Source organism: Buchnera aphidicola (Acyrthosiphon lactucae), assembly GCF_005083565.1.
Taxonomy (GTDB): domain Bacteria; phylum Pseudomonadota; class Gammaproteobacteria; order Enterobacterales; family Enterobacteriaceae; genus Buchnera; species Buchnera aphidicola_AH.
Genome location: NZ_CP034891.1, coordinates 64,721 through 87,584 on the forward strand (window position 1 = coordinate 64,721; position 22,864 = coordinate 87,584).

Consider the following 22,864-nt stretch of genomic DNA (forward strand, 5'->3'; position numbering starts at 1 on the left):
ATCATACAAAAGATATTATATATTGAATTAAATTCAAGAGCAATGCAGAAATTTTTATTTCAAGTATAATTTTTATTTTTTTATATAGTATTATTCAAATATTATTTGAATATAAAAACTTATTATAATTATATATTATATAAATTTTTATCAAAGAAAATTTTTATAAAAAAATTATAAAATCTAATAAGAATTATTTTTTTATTGGCAGTTTAAAACAGAATTTAATTCATTTATAGTTACTGTTTCAGTACCAATTTTTTTTATGACTATACTAGCTCCAATATTAGCATAAAAACATGCTTCTTCTAAAGAATATCCTGTTGCTAAAGAAGCTGCAATTATAGCAATTACAGTATCTCCTGCACCAGTTACATCAGATGCTATTTGAGATATAGCAGGAAAATGTATTGGTTTTTTTTGTTTTTGAAACAAAGTCATTCCATTCTTAGAACGAGTAACTAATAATGCTGATAATTTTAATTCAGATAATAATTTTATTCCTTTTTGTAAAATTTCATTTTCTCTATAACATTTTCCAACTATTTTTTCAAATTCAGAAAGATTTGGTGTTAATAAACTAGCGCCTGAATATTTTTTAAAATCTATTCCTTTAGGATCTATAAGTATTGGAATAGATATTTTTTTTGCAAAACTAATTATTTCTTTTATATGTGCTAGAGTACCTTTTGCATAATCTGATAGTACTAAAACTTTAAAATATGATAATGAATTAATAATTTTTTGATGTAATATATTCATTTTTTTAGAAATATATTTTTCTTGAAAATCTACTCGAATCAATTGTTTTTTTTCTGATAAGATTCTAATCTTAGTAATTGTTTTATTTTTTTCTAGAGAAATTAAATCAGAATCAATTCTAAGATGATTCATAAGTTTTTTTAATATTGATCCTTCATTATCTGTACCAATATAACCAATTATTTTAGAACAACCTCCAATCTCTGCAATATTTTTAGCTACATTTGCAGCACCTCCAGGTTGTTCTTTAATTTTATAAATTGGTAGGATTGGTGTTAATTGTTCTGACGACATATAGTGATTTTTACTATACCAATAACAGTCTAGTATAAGATCTCCTACAACTAGAACAAGTGAATTATTAAAATTGATCAATTTTTTTTTCATGATATTATCTCGATAAGTTTAAGTCATTTAATAAAATATAAAATTTTATTTTTTTTAAGATATAAAAATTTATAAATTAAATACGATATTTTTTATATATTATATGAAATATTATTACATTTCTTAAATATTTAAAATAATAAATAATTATTTAAAAATTCTATTTTTATATTATAGAATAGAATTTTATTTTTTAGTATGAGAAAATGATTATGAAAATATATTTAGTAGGAGGAGCTGTTCGTGATTCTTTACTTAATTTGCCTGTTAAAGATAAAGATTGGGTAGTAGTTGGAGCTACAGAAAAAATGTTATTAGAAAAAAATTTTCAACAAGTCGGGAAAGATTTCCCAGTTTTCTTGCATCCAGAAACACATGAAGAATATGCTTTAGCAAGAAAAGAAAGAAAAGCTGGAAGAGGATATACTGGTTTTGATACTGATTGTAATTCTAATGTTACTTTAGAAGAAGATTTAGTAAGACGAGATTTAACTATTAATGCTATTGCACAAGATGAATATGGTAATTATATTGATCCTTTTCAAGGCAAAAAAGATATAGAATGTCGTTTAATACGACATGTTTCAGAATCTTTTATTGAAGATCCATTGCGTGTTTTACGTGTAGCAAGATTTGCAGCTTCTTTAGTTCATTTAGGATTTAAAGTCGCAAAAGAAACTATGTTGTTAATGTGTATAATAGTTAAAAAAAAGGAATTGTTATATCTAACATCAAATAGAATATGGAATGAAACTGAAAAAGCTTTTAAAACTTCTAATCCTCATGTATATTTTCAAGTTTTATATACTTGTAATGCACTTAATTTTTTTTTTCCAGAACTGTATTTTTTATATGAAAAAAATTTTTTTTTAAACTATTCTTTTTTTAAAAAATTATGTAATAAAAATATGATATTAATGGGATTAGCTAAAATATCACTTTATAATAAAGATATCGATGTGCGTTTTGCTTATTTATGTCAATTTTTATCAGTTAATCAAATAAATAAAAATTATTCAAAGATATTTTTTGATTCATATTCTGCTTCTATTATTAAGAATCTATGTAAGCGATTTAATATTCCATCTTGTGTTAGAGATATAGCAGTTTTGCATACTGGATTTTATTTTTTTTTAAATACCATTTATCACCAATCATCTAAAAACATTATAAATTTATTTTCAAAAGTTGATGCATGGAGAAAACCGGAACGTATTAAAAAACTAGCATTTTTAAGTAATTTTAATTTTTTAAGTCAGTATAAATCTGAGTTTTATCATGTAAAATCTGGTTGTTTTTTAAAAAAATGTTTTTATATTGTTAAAAGTGTTTCTATTAAATTAATTTTAAAAAAAGGCTTTAAGGGTTATGCAATAAAAAATGAATTAATGCGTTTAAGAATTGAAAAATTAGAATTATGGCGTTTAAAAAATATTCAATATTATTCCTATCTATAAAAAATTTTTTAACTAAAATTTAAACTAATTAATTAAATAAATTAATCCAGCCATTATAAAACGATATATTCCAAAAAATATTAGTGATGTTTTGTTGATAATTTCTAATAATTTTTTAATACATAATAAAGAAACTATAAAAGAGATAATAAATCCCATAAAAAATATTGGTAGATCTGATATTCTAATATTGCTAATATTGTTAATGATATCAAAAAAAGATGCTCCCATTATTAATGGAATTGATATTATAAAAGAAAATTCTATTGCAACTGATCGTTTTATTCCTAATAATATTGCAGTTGCTATAGTAGCTCCAGATCTTGAAAAACCAGGGTATAAACAAAGAATTTGAAAAAAACCGATTATTGTAGATTGAAATAAAGTAATATCATTAATACTATTTATTTTATATTTTTTTGGTTTAAATATTTCAGATATTAATAAAAAAAAACCACCTAATATTAAAGCATACATAACGTTATATATATTAAATAATAGTTTAATTTTTTTATAAAATATCAGTCCAAAAAATATGGTGGGTAAAATAGAAATAAGAATATGAACATTTTTTGTTTTTTTGTTTTTAATATTTATATTAAATTTTATTAAATTTAAAATTTTTTTATGAAAAAAATATAATATTGATAACGCAGAACCAAATTCAATAAACATTTCTAATATTTTTGTATTATTATTTTCTATTTTTAACCAATGAGAAGCTATAATTATATGTCCTGTGGAAGAAATAGGAAGAAATTCTGTTATCCCTTCTATTATTCCAATAATAATAGAAGTGATAACTTGATATAAATCAAGCATTTATTTTTCCGTTAAAATTATTTAATATAAACAGTATATATAAAACGGTACTAAATAATAGCACCGTTTTTATATTGAAAATCAATAAAACAACGTAATAATAACCGTTTTTCCAGCAACAATAGTTCCAGATGATTTTTTTATTTTTTTAAAATTTTCTATATTAGATATTACGACAGGAGTTAAAACAGACTGCGCTTTTTCTGTAAGAAAATCTAAATCAAATGTAATAATTTCATCTCCTATTTTTACCTTTTGATTATCTTGTGCTTTTTTTTTAAAACCTTCTCCTTTTAACTTTACGGTATCAATTCCAAAATGTACAAATAATTCAACATTATCTTCTGAAATTATTGAAAAAGCGTGCATAGTTTCAAATATTTTTCCAATCTTTCCATTTACTGGTGCAAGTATCTTATTTCCTGATGGTTTAATAGCTATTCCATCACCTACAATTTTTTTAGAAAAAACAAGATCTGGTACATCTTCTATATTTATTATATCACCTGATATAGGTGCAATAATATCTATTTTTTTAGAAAAATTAGTTTTCTTACTGTTAAAAAAATCAGAAAAGAAACTCATTTTTTTCTCCTAGGTACTTTTTATTATATCTTTGATAATATTTTGTATCTTAATGATTAATAAAATTTTCTACTAAATGGATTATTTCTTTTGTAGTAGGTAGTGTTAATGCTTTTTTTGCTAATTTTTGAGCGTTAGAAAAAGATGTATTGCGAATAATATTTTTAATTTTAGGAATGCTTATTGAACTCATACTAAATTCATCTAATCCCATACCTAATAAAAGAACAGTAGCACGTTCATCTCCAGCTAGTTCACCGCATATCCCAGTCCATTTTCCGTTTGAATGTGAAATATCGATAACTTTTTTAATTAATTTTAAAACAGATGGATTCATAGGATTATAAAGATGTGAAATTAAATCGTTACCTCTATCAACAGCTAAAGTGTATTGTGTTAAATCATTAGTTCCAATACTAAAAAAATCTACTTCTTTTATTAAGTATTCAGCTATTATAGCTGATGCTGGGGTTTCTATCATAATTCCAATTTTAATATTTTTATCGAATAATATATTATTATTACTTAATTGAATTTTAAGTTTTTTAATTTCTGATTTTAAAAATCTAATTTCTTCTACAGATATTATCATAGGAAATAAAATATATATTTTACCAAATGCAGAAGCTCTAAGAATAGCATTTAACTGAGTATGTAATATTTCTTTGCGATCTATTAAAATTCGTATAGCACGCCATCCGAGAAAAGGGTTTTCTTCTTTTGGTAAATTCATATAAGGAAGATCTTTATCTCCACCAATATCCATTGTTCTGATAATCACAGATTTATTTTTCATTAATTCTGCAATTTTTTTATATGCTTGAAATTGTTCGTTTTCAGTAGGTAAAGAATTTCTACCCATAAATAAAAACTCAGTTCGATACAGGCCAATACATTCAGCACCATTTTTTTTTGCAGAATCAATATCTTTAAGATCGCCAATATTAGAACCAATTTTAATGTTATGTCCATCAATAGTTGTAGCATGTAAACTTTTTAGAGCTATTAATTTATTTTTTTTTAAAATATACTTATTTTTTATTTCTTTTTTTTGATTAATTAATTGATTAGATGGATTTATAAAAATTTGATTATTAATAGAATCTAAAATAAGATAATCATTATTTTTAACTATTTTTGTAATATTTCCAGTTCCTACGATTGCAGGAATTTCTAATGATCTTGCCATAATTGAGGTATGTGACGTTCTACCTCCTAAATCAGTAATAAAGCCTAAAATATATTTTAGATTAATTTGTGCTGTTTCGGAAGGAGTTAAATCTTTTGCAATTAAAATCACTTCACTATTTATATTATTTAAATCAATAATATTTAGATTAAGTATATTTTTTAATAAGCGACTTCCAATATCTCTTACATCGATAGCTCTATTGTTTAAATATTCATCTTTTAGTTCTTCTAGAGCTTTTGCTTGTCCTTCAATAATTAATTCAGTAGCTGCTGCAGCAGATATATTTTTTTCTTTGATTAAAGAAATTACTTCTTGTTCTAATTCTTCGTCTTCAAGAAGCATAATATGACCTTCAAAAATACTTTCTTTTTTTTTCCCTAATAGTTTCCTTGTTTTGATTTTTATTTCTGTTAATTGTTGTATTGATTTTTTTCTACCTTCAAAAAATCTTTCTATTTCTTTTTTAATATTTTTAATAGTAATTATTTTCCGGTTAATAACAATTTCTTCTTCTTTTAATAAAAGAGCTGTTCCAAAAGCTATGCCCGGTGATGCTAAAATGCCTGAAATCATAACATTACCTTTAATAATAAAGTTTATCTATTTAGAGATCGAAATATAACATGTCAGGCAAATACATTTTTCATAAAATAATTAGAAGTTTTTTTATGTAACTTCTAGTTCTGTTTTAGAGAAATCAAAAATTGATTCTTTAGTATTTATTTATTCTAATTCTGTAATTATTAGAGATAAATGTTCAATTGCTTTTTTTTCATCCTCTCCCTGAGCTGTTAGTGTAATAAGACTTCCTCGGATTAAACCAAGCGTTTGAATTTTAAATAAACTTTTTGCATTTACTGATTTTCCATTATAAGTAATTGAGATTTCAGAAATAAATTTTTTTGCTTCCTTCACAAACTGAGCTGCAGGACGAGTATGTAAACCATGCGGAGCAGTTATTGTAACTTTTTTTTGAAACATTTTTTCCCCTTAATAAAAGTTTATTAATGTAATTTTTTAATAATTTTAAAATATTTTTTAACTATTAAAATACAAGATATGTAATAAAAACAAGGTTTTTAAAATTTTTTTATTGGAAAGTTGTATTTTAATTATTTTTTTATAGATTAGAAAACAATTCTGTACTTAAATAACGTTCTCCTGAAGACGGTAAAATAACAACTATTTTCTTATCTAAAAAATTTTTTTTATTTTGTATTTTTATTGCTGCATGTAATGCAGCACCAGAAGAAATTCCTGCTAATATTCCTTCTTTTTTCATTAATTTTCGAGCCATAAGTATTGCTTCTTCGCTAGACACAGTAATTACTTGATCAATTAATGTTAAATCTAGATTTTTAGGAATAAATCCTGCTCCAATACCTTGAATCTTATGTGGTCCAGGTGCTATTTCTTTTCCTGTTAAAAACTGTGTAATTACCGGTGATTCGGAAGGTTCAACAGCTATACTAATTAAGTTTTTTTTTCTTTTTATTTTTTTTATATATCTTGTGATACCTGTTATTGTTCCTCCTGTTCCTACAGCAGAAATTAATATATCTAAATTTCCATTAGTATCGTTCCAGATTTCTGGACCAGTAGTTTGTTGATGAATTTCGGGATTAGCTGGATTTTCAAATTGTTTTAATAAAAAATATTTCCCTGAATTACATGATACAATATCATTAGCTTTAGAAATAGCTCCTTGCATACCATATTTTCCGTTTGTTAATATTAGTTTTGCCCCTAAAGATTTTAATATTTTTTGTCTTTCAATAGACATTGTATCAGGCATAGTTAGAGTTAATCGATAATTTCTAGAAGCAGCAACATAAGCTAATGCTATTCCTGTATTACCACTAGTCGCTTCTATTAATTCTATATTTTTATTTATATTTTGATTTTTTTCTGCGCTCCATATCATATTAGCACCAATTCTACATTTAACACTAAAACTTGGATTCCTAGATTCTATTTTTACTAAAATATTTCCGTGTCCAATTTTATTTAAACGAACTAGAGGTGTGTTACCAATAGTTAAAGAGTTATCTTCATATATTTTACTCATTTTTTTCCTTTTTTTGAAATTTTTTCTATATTTAAAAATTTAAATAATATTACAAAATTTTATTCGGTCTTCTTGTTAAATATTTTTTTAAAATATTTATTTTAATAATTATTAAAAAATTTTATTTATATATTATAAATAAAAATTATATAATAAAAAATATTTAAGAATACTAATATTATTAATTTATGAAATTTGAGATAATTTAAAATTCATCTATTTCTATAATAATTACATATATAATAAATTTATGACATCTACTAAGAATAAAATTACTAAATTACGAAAAAATATTTTAAAATATGAATACTTTTATCATACATTAAATCAATCAATTATTTCTGATGCAGAATATGATTATTTATTAAATCAATTATATAATTTAGAATTAAAAAACAAAAAACTTATTACCTCAGACTCACCTACACAAAAAGTAGGATCAGGTTTGTTGAAAAATTTTAAAAAAATAAAACATTTTTTTCCTATGTTATCGTTAGAAAATACATTTGATATAAATGGATATTTAAATTTTGAAAAAAGAATTAAAAAATCTATTAGTATTAATGAATTAATATCTTTTTGTTGCGAACTCAAATTAGATGGAATAGCAATTAGTATAATTTATGAGGAAGGAGTTTTTGTGCGTGCAGCAACCCGAGGTGATGGTTTTCAAGGAGAAAATATTACTGCTAATGCTCGAATGATCGAATCAATTCCATTACAATTAAAAGGAATTGATATACCCAAAAGATTAGAAGTTCGGGGCGAAGTATTTATGTTAAAATCTAATTTTATAAAATTAAATGAAAAATATAAAAATAATAAACAGAAATATTTTTCTAATCCTAGGAATGCAGCAGCAGGATCACTACGTCATATTGATCCAAAAATAACAGCTGAAAGAAAATTGATTTTCTCATGTTACGGATGTTATTTCTTCACAGAAACTAATGAAGAACTAAACACTCATTATAAACGATTAATGAAATGTGTATCTTGGGGACTACCTGTAAAAAAAGAAATTATAATTTGTTCAAGTTATGTAGAGGTTAAAGAATTTTATAAAAAATTTGAAAAAAAAAGAAATTTTCTTGATTTTGATATAGATGGAATTGTTATTAAAGTAAATTCAATAGAATTACAAAAAAAATTAGGATGTAATACAAAATCTCCAAGATGGGCAATAGCATTTAAATTCTTTTCTTCAGAAAAAATTACTTTATTAAATGATGTTAAATTTCAAGTTGGTAGAACAGGTGTAATTACTCCTGTAGCTTATTTTAATCCTGTCTATATATCTGGTGTTATGATTAGAAAAGCTTCATTACATAATAAGTATGAAATAGAAAGATTAAATTTACATGTTAATGATTCTGTTATAATTTGTCGTTCCGGTGATGTTATACCAAAATTATTAAGTGTTGTTAAAAATATACGCTGTAAAAATGCGAAAAAAATTACTTTTCCTGAATTTTGTCCAGTATGTAATACAAAATTATTAGAAAATACTGACGAAAAATTAATTCGTTGTCATTCTGGACTAACTTGTGATGCTCAGAAAAAAAAAGCATTATATCATTTTTTTTCAAAAAAATCTTTGTATGTAAAGGGTTTAGGTCCAAAAATTATTAATGAATTAATAAAAAAAAGATTTGTTAAAAATCCAATAGATTTTTTTTATCTTAAAGATCTTGATTTCATTAAATTAAAAAATGTAGGAAAAAAGAAAAGCTTAAAAATTATTAATTCTATTATTCAATGTAAAAAAACTACTCTTAAATGTTTTATTTATGCTTTAGGTATACCTGGTGTGGGAGAGATTGTTTCTCAAAAAATTTCAAATTATTTTTTAAAATTAGATAAATTAATGAATGCTGATGTTTTAGAATTGAATTCTATAGATGGAATAGGAAAAGTTATTGCAAATAATATATTTAATTATTTTTATACAGTTTCCAATCGTAAAATGATTAATGAGTTAATTACAAAAGCAGGAATTTATTGGGACGATCAGGAATTACAGAAATCCAATATAAAAAAAACACTTTTTTTAAATAAAAAAATTGTTTTAACGGGAGTATTTAATTCTTTTTCAAGAACAAAACTAAAGAGAATTTTAATAAATTTAGGTGCGAATGTTTTGCATAATATTTCTCAGAAAACAGATATTTTAATTTATGGTAAAAATTTTGGATCTAAATTTTTTAGAGCAAAAAATTTAAAAATTAGAATTATGAATGAAGAAGAATTAAAACATTTAATTCAAATTAAATAATAGCATTTAATTTTTGGGTCGTGCAGGATTTGAACCTGCGACCAATTGATTAAAAGTCAACTGCTCTACCAACTGAGCTAACGACCCTTTTATAAATATACTTGGTGGGTGATGACGGACTCGAACCGCCGACTTCCTCCGTGTAAAGGAGGAGCTCTACCAACTGAGCTAATCACCCTTTTATAAATTTATATATACATATATTGTAAAGCTAGAAGAAATAGAGTCAATCTTTTTTTAAAAAATAAAATTTGTTTGTTGTAAATTTAATCAGAATGATTAAATAATAATCTATTTTTTAAAAAAAGATTAATAATTCTAATATTAAAATAATATTTTATATTATTAATTGTTAAATTGATTTTTTTAAAGGAATATATGAAAGTAAAAACTCGTTTTGCACCTAGTCCTACTGGAAATTTACATATTGGTAGTATTCGTACTGCGTTATATTCTTGGTTATTTGCAAGACATCATAGTGGAAAGTTTGTACTTCGTATAGAAGATACTGATCTTTCACGTTCTCAAGCAATTTCTATTAATTCTATCATAAATGGATTAAAATGGTTAGGTTTGAATTGGGATGAAGGTCCTTATTTTCAAACTCAAAGATTAAATAGATATAAACAAGTTATTAATTCTATGTTAGAAAAAAAAGATGCATATATCTGTATTTGTTCATCTCAGGAATTAGAACAAATACGACTAAAACAAATTAGAGAAGGTCATAAACCACGTTATCCTGGTACTTGTAGAAATTTAAAAATTAAAAATACATCAAATCAAAAATATGTAATACGTTTTAAAAACCCACTTTCTGGAAAAGTAGTATTTCAAGATAAAATTAGAGGAGAAATTATTTTTGATAATGCAGAATTAGATGATCTTGTTATTCAACGTTCTAATGGAATGCCTACTTATAATTTTTGTGTTGTTGTAGATGATTTAGATATGGAAATCACTCATGTTATTCGTGGAGAAGATCATATTAATAATACGCCACGTCAAATTAATATCTTGAACTCATTGGGAGTTAAAATACCTATTTATGCTCATTTATCAATGATTTTAGATGAAGAAGGACATAAAATTTCTAAACGGAAAAATGCTTTAAATGTCATCGAGTACAGTAAAAATGGTTTTTTACCAGAAGCATTATTAAATTATGTAATACGATTAGGTTGGTCTTATGGTGATAAAGAGATATTTAATATATCAGAAATGCAGGAACTGTTTAATTTAAAATCTATTAGTAAATCTTCTAGTACGATCAATATTAAAAAACTTTTATGGATGAATAAATATTATATTAATAATCTACCATTAAATTACGTTTCTAATCTTCTTCAAGATTATATGACAAACCAAAAAATTGATATAAAAAATGGTCCTGATGTAGAATCTTTAGTTAAATTATTAAGAAATCGTTATAGTACTTTAAAAGAAATAACGGAATCTTGTCGCTATTTTTATGAAGAATTTGATTTTTTTAATAAAAAAGCAGTAGAAAAATATTTTACAAAAAAAAATTCTTCTATTTTAGAAGAATCTTACAAAAGAATGAAAAAATTATCTATATGGAATGATTATAATATTTCTACGATAATTAATGATATATCTTTAGATATTAAAGTAAAAACAAAAGAAGTGAATATGGTATTGCGTATTTCTATGACAGGAGATATCTATTCGCCTAGTATTAGTTCTATAATTAATTTAATCGGTCGAGAAAAAACTTTATTAAGAATTAAAAAATCAATTAATTACATTAAGAATATATAGATAGTAGTGTTATATTGATTTTTTTATTTTGTAGACCTAAAAATTATTGATAAAAAATTTGACACATATGATTTTTAGTAAGATTATATTTTAAGTTTTCATGAAAAATATATTTTTAAAATAATTTATAAAAAATAAATTGACAGGATTCATGTGTTTTTATATTGTAATATTTTTGGGGCTATAGCTCATTTGGCAGAGCGCTTGCATGGCATGCAAGATGTGAGCGGTTCGATTCCGCTTAGCTCCATTGAATTGTTTTTAAAGTTTAAATTTTTGTAAAAATATAAAAAAATTCTTTATTTTTAAAATGACTGTATAACATTTATTATAATACTGTGCTAAATTTTTTATTCAGCACAGTAAGGTTTATCAGTTAGATTTGTTGATTCATAATTTCTTGATAGGCTGACATAATTTTATTTCTTATCTGGATTGCCATTTGCATAGAAATAGAAGATTTTTCTAAATTTATCATTACATCATTTAGAGAAACTCCTGATTGATTTAATATAAATTTTTCCGAATCAGATTTTGCATGATTTTGAGTTTTACTTATTTCTCCTAATCCTATTTTTATATAATCCATAAATTTGTCACTTTCTGTTTTTTGTGTTTTTGTATTTATATCTAATAAATTAATTTTTGTATTAATGTTTTGATGATCTATATTATTAATAAACATAATCTTCCTCATTATAAAATAATTTTTATATTTTTAAATTTTTAAAATATTATCATACCTTTATTAAGATAAAAATACTATAAAGATAAGAATTTTAATATTATACTAAAATAACATTTTTTATTATATTATTGATAATAATTTAACAAGAAATTTTTTTATTTCATACTATTAGTAAAATTTTTTTAATCATCACTAAATTATAGTTAGAATTAATTATTCAGATAGGAAGATTTCATGAATTTTAGCACTATAGAAGAATCAGTTTTAAAAGAGAAAAAAAAATTTAATAATTTTCTATCTCGTTTTTTAAAAAGTTCTCGTGTTTTAATTATTTTATTAACAGCTGCAGTTATTACTGCTGTTTCTGTTTCAATATGGATTAAATCTCCCGAGTATCAAGTTTTGTATAATCATTTATCTAATGAAGATGGTGGAGCTATTATTAATGAACTAAATCAAATGAAAATTCCTTATCAATTTACTGATATTTCAGGTCAAATATCAGTTCCAAAAGATAAAGTTTATGAAATTCGTTTGCGTTTGGCAGAAAATAATCTTCCTAGAGGTGGAGGTGTTGGTTTTGAATTATTAGATAAAGAAAAATTTGGAATGAGTCAATTTAATGAACAAATAAATTATCATCGTGCTTTAGAAGGGGAATTAGCTCGAACTATACAAAGAATTAATATTGTGAAAAGTGCTAGAATACATATAGCATTTCCTAAAACATCATTATTTTTACAAGACAAAAAAAAATCTTCAGCTTCTGTTGTTTTAGAACTTCAGCCAGGAAGAACATTAGATATGGGACAAATTAATGCAATATTACATTTAGTCTCAAGTAGTATATCAAATCTTTCAGTAAAAAATATTACCATCGTAGATCAATTAGGAAACTTATTAAATCAGAATTCTGTAGAATATGATCACGTTAATGATTTGCAGTTTAAATATTCTGAAGAGATTGAATCTCGTTATCGAAATAGAATAAAAAATATTTTAGAACCATTAGTAGGGATTGGTAATGTTTATGCTCAAGTAACTGCACAAATAGATTTTAATGCACAAGAAAAAACACAAGAAAAATATTCACCGAATACTAATCATAAAAATCAATCAATAAGATCTCGTCAAATAAGTATTCATGATGAAATAGAGAAAGAAAATATACCGAATTCTTTATCCAATGATGATATTAATTTAAATAAGAATACTCAAGAGAATAAAAATACAAGAAAACTAAATACTGTAAAAAATAGTAATAATTTAAAAAATGACTATACTCCTTTTAATAGTAATATTAATCGTGATAATACCATTAACTATGAATTAAATCATAGTGTATCACATACTAAAATGAATATAGGAGAAATCAAAAGATTATCAGCAGCAGTTATAGTGAATTTTATTAAAGATAAAAATGGAAAATTAGTTCCTTTAACTATAGAAAAGACAAAAAATATTAAAAAATTAGTACAAGAAGCAATAGGATATTCTAAATCGCGAGGAGACAGTATTCATCTTGTTAATGCATCATTTACTAGATATAATGAAAAAATACCGGTTCAAATAAATAATTTAAATAATTTTAATTTATCAAATTTTTTATTTACTATTGCGCCGTGGTTTTTTCCTTCTTTCTTTCTTTTTCTATTATTAAAAAAATATATTTGTTCTTTTTCAAAAAAAAATAATTTTGAAAATACACATGTTCTAAAAGAAAAAAAACATATAGGAAAAAATAATATTTTACAAGAAAATTCTGTTCAAGAAGATATTAAAAAAAATATAAATATAGATAAATTAATCCATCAAATTTGCAATATATCTAATCAGAATCCACGTACTATAGCGTTGATTATTCGTAAATGGATGAGTGATAAAATATGATTTTAAATGGTACTGAAAAAAGTGCATTGTTATTAATAACAATAGGGTCTGATCAAGCAGGAGAAATATTAAAAAATTTAACTCCTTTTGAAGTTCAAGAACTAATTACTGCTATGGTGAATATTAAAAGAGTTTCTCACAAGAAATTACATGAAATACTTACGGAATGTTATGATCTTGCTATAAAAAACAATATTTTAAATTGTAATAATAGTGATAAGTATCTTGTTAATATGTTAACAAAAGCATTGGGAGAGAAAAAAGGAAATTCTCTATTACAAGAAGCATTAGAAATCCGTAATGCTAAAATATGTATTGAAGCACTTAATTATATGAAAGCTGAACAAGTAGCTTTTTTATTAGATAATGAACATCCCCAAATTATTACTACAATACTAGTATATTTAGATAAAAATCAATCAGCCCAAGTTCTTTCATTTCTTAGTGATGAAAAACAATCTGAAATTATATTAAGAATTATAGAATTTCGTGGTATTGAAGAATCTAGTTTAGTCGAATTGAATAAAGTTATTAATAATTTATTACAAAATAAAAAATTAATTTTATCAGAAAAAGGAGGTATAAAAACTGCTGCTCAAATTCTTAATTCAATGAAAATGAAGAATGAGAAAAAAACGATAAAAAAAATTAGTATATTTAACCAAAAATTAGCAGATAGAATTGTTGAAGAAATGTTTTTATTTGATAATTTAGTAGATATAGATGATAAACATATTAAAGTTTTAATTAAAAATATAGAAAAAGAAAAATTATATATTGCACTTCAAAATACTAATTCCTCTATTAGAGAGAAGTTTTTTAAAAATATGTCTCAAACAGAATCTAATGAACTATCTTTGAGTTTGCAGAAAAAGTCTTATATTTCTAAAAATTCTATAAAAAATGAACAAAAATTAATTTTAATAATGATTAAAAGTATTATAGAAAATGGAAAAATTTCATTAAAAACTTTAAGAGAGTATTATGCCTAATTCGATCTTAGAAAAAAAATGGACACGATGGTATCCAAAAAAAATATTTTTAAAAAACAAAAAAGAAAATAAACAAATTTTGTTTTTTTCTGATAAATTTAAAGAAGAAGATTTCTTTATAGCATCAAAAAATCAAAAAAATTTTATTAGTGATATAAAAGAATCTACAATAGATTTAAAAAAAACAAAAGGATATGAAATTGGTTTTAAAAAAGGACTTATAAAAGGTCAAGAAGATAATATATTATTAAAAAATAAATTAAATAATTTATTTTTAGATTTTGAGAATTCTCTCATTATTTTTGAAAAAGCATTATGTTCTCAATTGCTAAAAACAGTTTTAAAGATTTCATCTTATGTAATTGGTAAAAATATTGATATTGATGAATCAATTTTGATAAATTATATAAAAAAGATTATTAATCAAGATGGTATATTCTTGAAAAAACCACAACTTATAATTCATCCTAAAAATAAAAAAATAATAGAAAAAAACTTTAAAGATTTTTTAAATACTCATAAATGGACATTAGTTTACGATGATAATATGGACGTAAATGGTTGTAAAATTAAATCAGAAAAAATTGATATGGATGCAACAGTAGATGCTAGATGGCAGGAATTATCTCGTCTTGTTTATTCAGAGGAATATTAATGAATTTAAGATTTACTCAATTTTTAAAAAAGTTTTCTTCTGTTGAAAATAGAATTGAGAAACTGTCTGATATTGTTAATTATGGTCGTCTTATTAGTATTAATGGATTAGTTTTAGAAGTTATAGGATTATTAAAAACACCTATTGGTTCGGAATGTCTTATTGAAAGAAAAATAGATGGCAAAAACATATATATGAATGCTGAAGTAATAGGTTTTTCAGGAGAAAAAACTTTATTGCTATCTTTTGAAGAAATTAATGGTGTTTTTCCTGGGGCTCGTGTTTGTGTAAAACCAGGAAATTATGGTATTGTAAAAAAAATGCCATTGGGTATGAAATTATTAGGAAGAGTATTAGACGGACGAGGTCAACCTTTAGATCAATTACCTAAAATTGATTATAAATACTATACTGCAATAAAAAATTGTAGCATTAACCCATTAAATAGAACTCCAATTACTGAAGTATTAGATACTGGAATACGCGCTATTAATGGACTTTTAACAATTGGAAGAGGTCAAAAAATAGGAATTTTTTCTAGTTCTGGTATTGGTAAAAGTATTTTACTGGGTATGATGGCAAAGTATACACAAGCTGATGTTATTATTATTGCTTTAATTGGAGAGCGAGGTCGAGAAGTAAAAGAGTTTATAGAAAATATATTAGGGGCAGAAGGATTATCTCGATCAGTGGTTATTGCTGCTCCTGCAGACGTATCTCCTTTATTAAAAATACAAGCAGCTTCTTATGCTACTAATATTGCGGAATATTTTTATAAAAATAATAAACATGTACTATTAATTATGGATTCTTTAACTCGTTATGCTATGGCGCAACGAGAAATTGCATTATCTTTAGGAGAGTTACCTATTTCTAAAGGTTATCCGTCTTCTATATTTTCAAAAATTCCTACTTTAGTAGAGCGTACAGGAATAGCTAATAAAAATAAAGCTTCAATTACTTCATTTTATACAGTTTTAACTGAAGATGAAGATGAACAAGATCCAGTTTCACATCTCGCTCGGTCTATATTAGATGGGCACATTATACTGTCTCGTTATTATGCTGATTTAGGTCATTATCCCGCAATTGATATTAAATCTTCTATTAGTCGCGTGATGCCTAATATTATTAGTGCCAAACAGTATTCTCAAGCTTTTTATTTTAAAAAATTAGTTTCTTCGTATCAAAGAAATCGAGATTTGATAAATATAGGTGCTTATATTAATGGAACTGATTTAGTGTTAGATCATGCAATTAAAATTTGGCCGAAATTAGAAAAGTTTTTGCAACAAGGAATATCTGAAAAAAGCGATTATTTTTTTTCTTGTCAAGCGTTAAATGAAATATTTATTTAATATTTTAATATACTGGATGTCTTATATTAATGAAATATACAAAATTTTCATTTTCTTTGTTAGAAACAATAGAAAAAAAAAAAATAGAAGAAGAGACAATTAAGATTAAAAATCTTTATTTAAAAAAACAACAGAATAGTGAACAATTAAAACTATTAATTAATTATCAAAAAGAATATTTAAAAAAAATACATGATAAAATGATGTCAGGAGTTTGCGTACATCAGTGGAAAAATTATAATAATTTTATTTCTACATTACAGGTGATTATCAAAGAAAACATAAATAGCATTGAAGAAAATCAAAGAATAATTAAAAAAAGTTTAAAAAAATGGTCTGCAAATAAAATGAAACTAAAAGTTTGGGAATATTTAAATAAAATAAATAAAAAACAAACATTAAAGATGAAAAAAATACAGGAAGACATAATTAATGATAATTGTACTCAATTAAAATTTTTAAAAAAAGGAAAATTATTATCATGTTACAAATGATTTATAATATAAATTCACAAAATAATGCTTCTTTAAATAAAGATAATAATTTTTTTAATAATATTTTTAAAGAAGGCTTATCAATATCTGTTTTAAATCAATTAAATAAATACTTACTAAGAAAAGAAATAGAATTTGATAATGTTTTTACAGAAGAAAAAAAAAATGATGATAACGATAAAAATATTGTATGTGCTAATTTTATAATTAATAATCTATTAAATATTTTAAATAAAAGAGATAGAATTTTAAATTCTGAAACTTTTAATAATATTAAAGATAATAAAATGCAAAAAAAAAAAATAAAGAAGAATCAAGTTAATTCATTACATACTATTGATTTTTTAAAAAATATAAAAGATTCTAAAAAAAATAAAATTAAAAACACATTTAAAATATTAAAAATAGAAACAGAATCAAGTAAACTAATAAACAATAAAAATCAGTTTAATCAAATTAATGAATTAAATAATATAAGAATAACAAATAATTTAGACTCAAAAAAAACAAATAATCAACTTTTTCAAAGAAAAACAAACATCCCTAAAGTTTATAAAAATAAAATGAAATTTATAGAAGATGAAAAAAAGGTAATTCTTCCCTTAGATACTAAAAAAAATAAAAAATTTATATTTTTTTCTAAAAATATAAATAAAATTGATAATATAATTCATAGAAGAAATTCATTTCCAATTTTTAATAAAAAAGAACATATAAAATCATATATAAAACCATTACTTTCAAATAATACAAAAAATTCTATTGAATGGAAAAAATTAATTAGCCATAAAATACTTTTATCAATTTCTAACAAAAACAATCAAGCAGAAATACATTTAAAACCAGAATCTTTAGGATCTATACATATTGTGATTAATATGAAAAATAATGCTGCTACATTAAAATTTATTTCTAAATATAATGAAGTAAGAATGTTTTTAGAGAATTCTATTCCTTTTTTACGTAATTCATTAACAGAACACGGAATTAAATTAGAAAAATTTAATATTTCTAGTTCTCTTACAAATAAAAAATACAAAAACTATAAAAATTTATTTAGTAAGAATATTAACTATCTAGATAGTTTTAAAAAAAATCTCAATATATATAAAAATGATTTAGATTTAAAAAATTTTAAACCAATTGATATATATATTTGATAAAAATTATAGAATTTTATTCTAAAAAAAATATATTATTCGATATAAAAAATCGTGTTTTTTAGTTTTTTTTAACAACTTTTACCTTTGAGGTATATAAATGGGGAAAAGTAATAATTTAAATAATTTTTTACAAGAAAATGAAATTGAAATATTAGAAAATATTAATAATAGTTTTATAGGTCAATTTATAAAATTTTTTACTAGTTTTACTAAAAATAATATTAAATTAGCTTCTCATCATATAAAAATAGGATCTTGTAATTCTGAAACATATATTATAAAAAACTTAAGATGTCTAAATTTAATAGAAATTTTACCTTATAAAGAGGAATCTTTCATAATTTTTTCTCATGATTTTTTATCTATTATTATAGATATCTTGTTTGGAGGTAAAGGTCATTTTAAAGATAAAAATAAAAAAATAAAAAATTTTACATCTACTGAGACTTTGATTAATACTAAAATTACTAAATTTATAACAACTTCTTTCACTAAAATTTATCAAAAATATTTTTCAACAGAAACAAATTTTATTAATACAAAAATATTTTTTAATTTTAAACAATCTAATTTTAATCCTAATACATTATTTTTAATTAGTTATTTTAGCTTTTTTATTAATAATATAGAAATTTTTTTTAATATTTTAATTCCTATATCAATACTTAAATACATAAATAAAAATATACTTCTTTCAATAAATAATGATAATAAAAATATACATAATATAAAAAAAAATATTCATAATAAGATTTCTTTTAATGATATATATGATGTTAAACTAAATGTTATATCTAAATTTATGTTTAGTTCTATTTCATATGATAAACTTTATAATTTATCAGTCGGAGATGTTTTATCAATCAAAAAGCCTAATAAAATTATAGGATTTATAGAAGACCAAGCTATATTTTTTGGAAACTTTAAAAGGTTTAATGAACAATCTATTGTTTTTATAGAAGAGTTTATTAATAATAATTTAAAGTTTAATAAAGATAAGGAATACTTTCTAATGAATAATATACAGAAAAATGATAATGATAAAAAATTAATTAATTCTGAAAAAAAAATAATTGATAACCAAAAGAGTAATAAAAAATTATTATCTGAAGAAAATATGAATAAACATGTATTAAATAATTCTAAAAATTTAACAAATAATAAAAATGTCTTACTTAATACATTTGTTAATATTACTGTAGAATTAGGAAAATCAAAAATAAAAATTAAAGATTTTCTTAGCTTTTCAAAGGGAAGCATGTTAATTTTGGATAAACCAACAGAAGACCCCTTAGATGTTTTTATTAATGGTCATTTAATTGCATCTGGCGAAATTGTAATTTCAGAAAAAAAATATGGTCTTCGCATTACTAGTATAAAAAATTCTTTAAAAACTATAGATGTTTTATCTTAAATTTAAATTTTATGAAAAATAATATGTTTTTTCAGCCAATATCAAATACTTTTCAGCCGATATTTAATAGTGAAAAATTCTATCAAATAATTAGTTCATTATCTGAAATAATATTGCTAATATTAATCTTGAGTTGGATTTTAAAAAAGATTTCTTTTTTTAAAATTAATAATATAATATCTTCTATGAAAATAATAGATAGATTATCTGTTGGATCTCAAGAATCTATTATTATTATAGAAGTCGAAAAGGTAAGATTGGTATTAGGTGTTACAGCAAAAAATATTACTCATTTATATACATATTCATCTATTTCAAAAGATGAACCAATAAAAAAAACAGACAAATCTCTGTTTCTAAAAAATTATTTTAATTATTCTTTGAAAAATTTTTCTAAAATATCCTGGAAAAAAACAATGTTTTATCGAATTATTCCATTTTTATTTTTATTATTTTTTTGTCCAACAGTCCGTGCAGAAATTCCTGGATTAACAAGTCATATTTTAGATGATGGTGGACAAACTTGGTCTGTACCAGTACAAACGTTAGTTTTTTTAACATCTTTAACTTTTCTTCCAGCATTTCTTTTAATGATGACTAGTTTTACAAGGATCGTTATTGTTTTTGGTTTATTAAGAAATGCGTTAGGTACTCCATATGCACCACCAAATCAGATATTACTTGGTTTAGCACTTTTTCTTACTTTTTTTATTATGTCTCCTACATTTGATAAAATTTATAAAGATGCTTATATACCATTTAGTGAAGAAAAAATAAATATGGAAGATGCTATTTTAAAAGGTTCTATTCCATTAAAGAAATTTATGTTAAATCAAACACGTACACCTGATTTAGAATTATTTTCAAAATTAGCAAATATTTCTTACTATAAAAATAAAAATGATATACCAATGCGAATTTTATTACCATCATTTATTACTAGCGAATTAAAAACTGCTTTTCAAATTGGATTTACTATTTTTATACCTTTTTTAATTATTGATTTAGTTGTAGCTAGTGTATTGATGGCTCTTGGTATGATGATGGTACCACCTTCAACAATTTCCTTGCCTTTTAAATTAATGTTGTTTGTATTAGTAGATGGATGGCAACTATTAATTACTTCATTAGCACAAAGTTTTAATACATAATATCTCTATAAAATATTTTTTATATATTGTAAATAATTTTAAATTAACTTTAAAAATGGAGATGTTTATTTATGACATCTGAATATGTAATGGAATTATTTCATAATGCTGTAAAAGTTGCATTAATTATTGCGTTGCCATTATTATTAGCAGCTTTAATTAGTGGTTTAGTAATTAGTGTATTACAAGCAGCTACACAAGTTAATGAACAGACTTTATCTTTTATCCCTAAAATTGTTTCTGTTTTAGGTACAATAGTGATACTTGGACCTTGGATGTTAGGTATTATGCTAGATTATATGCATAATTTATTTAACAGTATACCATTGATTATCAAATAATGTTAACATTCAATAGTCTTCAATTAATAACTTTAATTAGTAATTTTTTTTGGCCTATGGTACGAATTTTATCTTTTTTTTCAGCGGTGCCTATTTTTAATGATAAACTAGTCAATAGAAAGAATAAAATTTTTTTATCTGGTATAATTAGTTGGTTAGTATCTCCTTTTTTACCTGAAGTTCATACAGAATTATTTTCGTATTTTGGATTTTTATTATTCTTACAACAGATATTAATTGGTTTTGTCTTAGGTTTTACTGCGCAGTTATTATTTATTACAATAAATTTATCTGGTGAAATAATAGGATTGCAAATGGGTTTATCATTTGCAACCTTTTTTAATAATAATACTCACATTGGTACTTCTGTAATATCTCGTTTATTAAATACTTTAACTTTGTTTTTTTTTCTAATTCTTAATACTCATCTTTATTTAATTTCTATTTTAATTGATAGTTTTTATAGTATGCCTATTGATAGTTATTTTTTAAATGCAAATATTTTTTTTATTTTATTAAAGTTTTCTAGTTATATTTTTTTAAATAGTGTTTTATTTGTTTTTCCAATTATGATTTTTTTATTATCTCTTAGTGTTATAATGAGTTTATTAAATCGATTATCTCCTCAGATATCTATTTTTTCTATTGGTTTTCCATTAAATTTATTATTAGGTATATTAGTTTTATATTTCTTAATACCTATTATATTTCCTTTTTTTGAAAAAATATCAAATGATTTAATGTTTTTTATCACTAGCACTTTCTTACGTATGTAGTTTTAATTTATGTATTTAAAAATTTTTTTATATATTAAATTATATATTTTAGCTTAAATTTTTAAAAAAACATTATAAATAAAGTATAATTTTTTAAAATTATACTTTAGTTTTTAATTTAGAATTTAGAATATTTTTGAATAGAAATTCATTATTTTTTTTTATTTAATCTTTCCTTCATTATATAAAACATGTTTTCGAATGACTGGATCATATTTTTTAAATTTTAATTTATCTGGTGTATTTCTCTTATTTTTAGTTGTAGTATAATAATGCCCTGTTCCTGCAGATGATATCATTTTTATTTTTTCACGATTTTTTTTAGCCATTAATTTACCTTTATTTTTTTGATTATTTTTTCAATACCTTTTTTATCAATATAACGCATTCCATTAGTTGAAATACGTAATCTAATGAATCTTTTTTCATCAGCAAGCCAAAATCGATGATATTGAATATTTATTAAAAATTTTCTTTTAGTTGCATTCATAGCATGAGACCGATTGTTGCCAATCATTCTTTTTTTACCAGTAATCTGACATATACGTGACATAATTTTTTTCTCTTAAATTTAAATTTAATATATTTTAAATTAATAGATCTGATAATTAT

At 22.7% G+C, this 22,864-nt stretch carries 22 protein-coding genes, 3 tRNA genes and 1 pseudogene; 15 read left to right on the plus strand and 11 right to left on the minus strand.

Features of this window, described 5'->3' with window-relative positions; genetic code table 11:
• Positions 1 to 201: 201 nt before the first annotated feature.
• The gene (gene rfaE1 / locus D9V61_RS00300; protein ID WP_158339266.1) at positions 202 to 1,149 is read right to left on the minus strand and encodes a D-glycero-beta-D-manno-heptose-7-phosphate kinase; all 948 of its coding nucleotides are present in this window, start codon (positions 1,147 to 1,149) and stop codon (positions 202 to 204) included.
• A gap of 212 nt (positions 1,150 to 1,361) precedes the next feature.
• On the opposite strand from rfaE1, the gene D9V61_RS00305 reads away from it, so the two are divergent.
• Positions 1,362 to 2,606, plus strand: a complete 1,245-nt coding sequence (locus D9V61_RS00305) for a tRNA CCA-pyrophosphorylase (protein WP_158339268.1) — start codon at positions 1,362 to 1,364, stop codon at positions 2,604 to 2,606.
• Between the two features lie 24 nt (positions 2,607 to 2,630).
• On the opposite strand, the gene D9V61_RS00310 is transcribed toward D9V61_RS00305, so the two are convergent.
• The 5 genes from D9V61_RS00310 to cysK form a co-directional block, all read right to left on the minus strand.
• Positions 2,631 to 3,428, minus strand: a complete 798-nt coding sequence (locus tag D9V61_RS00310; protein WP_158339269.1) for an undecaprenyl-diphosphate phosphatase — start codon at positions 3,426 to 3,428, stop codon at positions 2,631 to 2,633.
• Between the two features lie 81 nt (positions 3,429 to 3,509).
• On the minus strand, positions 3,510 to 4,013 hold the full coding sequence (gene crr, locus D9V61_RS00315) for a PTS glucose transporter subunit IIA (RefSeq protein WP_158339270.1): 504 nt from the start codon (positions 4,011 to 4,013) through the stop codon (positions 3,510 to 3,512).
• A 49-nt stretch (positions 4,014 to 4,062) separates the two neighbouring features.
• Positions 4,063 to 5,778, minus strand: a complete 1,716-nt coding sequence (gene ptsI, locus D9V61_RS00320; protein ID WP_158339271.1) for a phosphoenolpyruvate-protein phosphotransferase PtsI — start codon at positions 5,776 to 5,778, stop codon at positions 4,063 to 4,065.
• 150 nt (positions 5,779 to 5,928) lie between these two features.
• Positions 5,929 to 6,186, minus strand: a complete 258-nt coding sequence (locus tag D9V61_RS00325; RefSeq protein ID WP_158339272.1) for an HPr family phosphocarrier protein — start codon at positions 6,184 to 6,186, stop codon at positions 5,929 to 5,931.
• Positions 6,187 to 6,325: 139 nt separating this feature from the next.
• Positions 6,326 to 7,273 (minus strand): cysteine synthase A, encoded by a 948-nt coding sequence (gene cysK, locus D9V61_RS00330; RefSeq protein ID WP_158339273.1) that lies wholly within the window; start codon positions 7,271 to 7,273, stop codon positions 6,326 to 6,328.
• 250 nt (positions 7,274 to 7,523) lie between these two features.
• On the opposite strand from cysK, the gene ligA reads away from it, so the two are divergent.
• The gene (ligA, locus tag D9V61_RS00335) at positions 7,524 to 9,548 is read left to right on the plus strand and encodes an NAD-dependent DNA ligase LigA (protein WP_158339274.1); all 2,025 of its coding nucleotides are present in this window, start codon (positions 7,524 to 7,526) and stop codon (positions 9,546 to 9,548) included.
• Between the two features lie 14 nt (positions 9,549 to 9,562).
• On the opposite strand, the gene D9V61_RS00340 is transcribed toward ligA, so the two are convergent.
• Both D9V61_RS00340 and D9V61_RS00345 read right to left on the minus strand, forming a co-directional pair.
• A tRNA-Lys gene (locus D9V61_RS00340) sits at positions 9,563 to 9,635 on the minus strand.
• A gap of 15 nt (positions 9,636 to 9,650) precedes the next feature.
• Positions 9,651 to 9,726, minus strand: a tRNA-Val gene (locus D9V61_RS00345).
• Positions 9,727 to 9,926: 200 nt separating this feature from the next.
• On the opposite strand from D9V61_RS00345, the gene gltX reads away from it, so the two are divergent.
• Both gltX and D9V61_RS00355 read left to right on the plus strand, forming a co-directional pair.
• On the plus strand, positions 9,927 to 11,330 hold the full coding sequence (gltX, locus tag D9V61_RS00350; RefSeq protein WP_158339275.1) for a glutamate--tRNA ligase: 1,404 nt from the start codon (positions 9,927 to 9,929) through the stop codon (positions 11,328 to 11,330).
• Positions 11,331 to 11,507: 177 nt separating this feature from the next.
• A tRNA-Ala gene (locus D9V61_RS00355) sits at positions 11,508 to 11,580 on the plus strand.
• 126 nt (positions 11,581 to 11,706) lie between these two features.
• Here the strand turns inward: D9V61_RS00355 and fliE are convergent.
• On the minus strand, positions 11,707 to 12,015 hold the full coding sequence (gene fliE, locus D9V61_RS00360; protein ID WP_158339276.1) for a flagellar hook-basal body complex protein FliE: 309 nt from the start codon (positions 12,013 to 12,015) through the stop codon (positions 11,707 to 11,709).
• Positions 12,016 to 12,252: 237 nt separating this feature from the next.
• Between fliE and fliF the strand changes: the two genes are divergently transcribed.
• The 11 genes and pseudogenes from fliF to fliR all read left to right on the plus strand — a co-directional run bounded on the left by fliF (position 12,253) and on the right by fliR (position 22,252).
• A complete protein-coding gene (gene fliF / locus D9V61_RS00365) occupies positions 12,253 to 13,908 on the plus strand; it encodes a flagellar basal-body MS-ring/collar protein FliF (RefSeq protein WP_158339277.1) in 1,656 nt (551 codons plus the stop codon).
• Positions 13,905 to 14,900 carry a flagellar motor switch protein FliG gene (gene fliG / locus D9V61_RS00370; RefSeq protein ID WP_158339278.1) on the plus strand — a complete coding sequence of 332 codons (996 nt, stop codon included), beginning with the start codon at positions 13,905 to 13,907 and terminating at the stop codon, positions 14,898 to 14,900. Before fliF ends, fliG begins: the two co-directional genes overlap by 4 nt.
• On the plus strand, positions 14,893 to 15,555 hold the full coding sequence (locus D9V61_RS00375; RefSeq protein ID WP_158339279.1) for a flagellar assembly protein FliH: 663 nt from the start codon (positions 14,893 to 14,895) through the stop codon (positions 15,553 to 15,555). Before fliG ends, D9V61_RS00375 begins: the two co-directional genes overlap by 8 nt.
• Positions 15,513 to 16,913 (plus strand): FliI/YscN family ATPase, encoded by a 1,401-nt coding sequence (locus tag D9V61_RS00380; protein ID WP_158339280.1) that lies wholly within the window; start codon positions 15,513 to 15,515, stop codon positions 16,911 to 16,913. The genes D9V61_RS00375 and D9V61_RS00380 overlap by 43 nt, the downstream gene beginning before the upstream one ends.
• A gap of 29 nt (positions 16,914 to 16,942) precedes the next feature.
• Entirely contained in the window at positions 16,943 to 17,407 is a 465-nt protein-coding gene (locus D9V61_RS00385) for a flagellar export protein FliJ (RefSeq protein WP_158339281.1), read from the plus strand.
• Complete coding sequence (locus D9V61_RS00390) at positions 17,395 to 18,567, plus strand: flagellar hook-length control protein FliK (protein WP_158339282.1); 1,173 nt, start codon at positions 17,395 to 17,397, stop codon at positions 18,565 to 18,567. Before D9V61_RS00385 ends, D9V61_RS00390 begins: the two co-directional genes overlap by 13 nt.
• A gap of 100 nt (positions 18,568 to 18,667) precedes the next feature.
• The gene (gene fliN, locus D9V61_RS00395; protein ID WP_261979461.1) at positions 18,668 to 19,984 is read left to right on the plus strand and encodes a flagellar motor switch protein FliN; all 1,317 of its coding nucleotides are present in this window, start codon (positions 18,668 to 18,670) and stop codon (positions 19,982 to 19,984) included.
• 23 nt (positions 19,985 to 20,007) lie between these two features.
• Positions 20,008 to 20,364: pseudogene (gene fliO / locus D9V61_RS03155) on the plus strand (flagellar biosynthetic protein FliO); the annotation flags it as partial.
• 36 nt (positions 20,365 to 20,400) lie between these two features.
• On the plus strand, positions 20,401 to 21,135 hold the full coding sequence (gene fliP, locus D9V61_RS03160) for a flagellar type III secretion system pore protein FliP (RefSeq protein ID WP_261979477.1): 735 nt from the start codon (positions 20,401 to 20,403) through the stop codon (positions 21,133 to 21,135).
• Between the two features lie 71 nt (positions 21,136 to 21,206).
• Entirely contained in the window at positions 21,207 to 21,476 is a 270-nt protein-coding gene (gene fliQ, locus D9V61_RS00410) for a flagellar biosynthesis protein FliQ (protein WP_158339284.1), read from the plus strand.
• On the plus strand, positions 21,476 to 22,252 hold the full coding sequence (gene fliR, locus D9V61_RS00415; RefSeq protein ID WP_158339285.1) for a flagellar biosynthetic protein FliR: 777 nt from the start codon (positions 21,476 to 21,478) through the stop codon (positions 22,250 to 22,252). Before fliQ ends, fliR begins: the two co-directional genes overlap by 1 nt.
• A gap of 161 nt (positions 22,253 to 22,413) precedes the next feature.
• Here the strand turns inward: fliR and rpmG are convergent, their stop codons facing one another.
• The gene (rpmG, locus tag D9V61_RS00420; protein ID WP_158339286.1) at positions 22,414 to 22,581 is read right to left on the minus strand and encodes a 50S ribosomal protein L33; all 168 of its coding nucleotides are present in this window, start codon (positions 22,579 to 22,581) and stop codon (positions 22,414 to 22,416) included.
• Positions 22,581 to 22,805: a 50S ribosomal protein L28 gene (gene rpmB / locus D9V61_RS00425; protein ID WP_158339287.1), complete on the minus strand. Its 225-nt coding sequence runs from the start codon at positions 22,803 to 22,805 to the stop codon at positions 22,581 to 22,583. Before rpmB ends, rpmG begins: the two co-directional genes overlap by 1 nt.
• Positions 22,806 to 22,864: the final 59 nt, after the last annotated feature.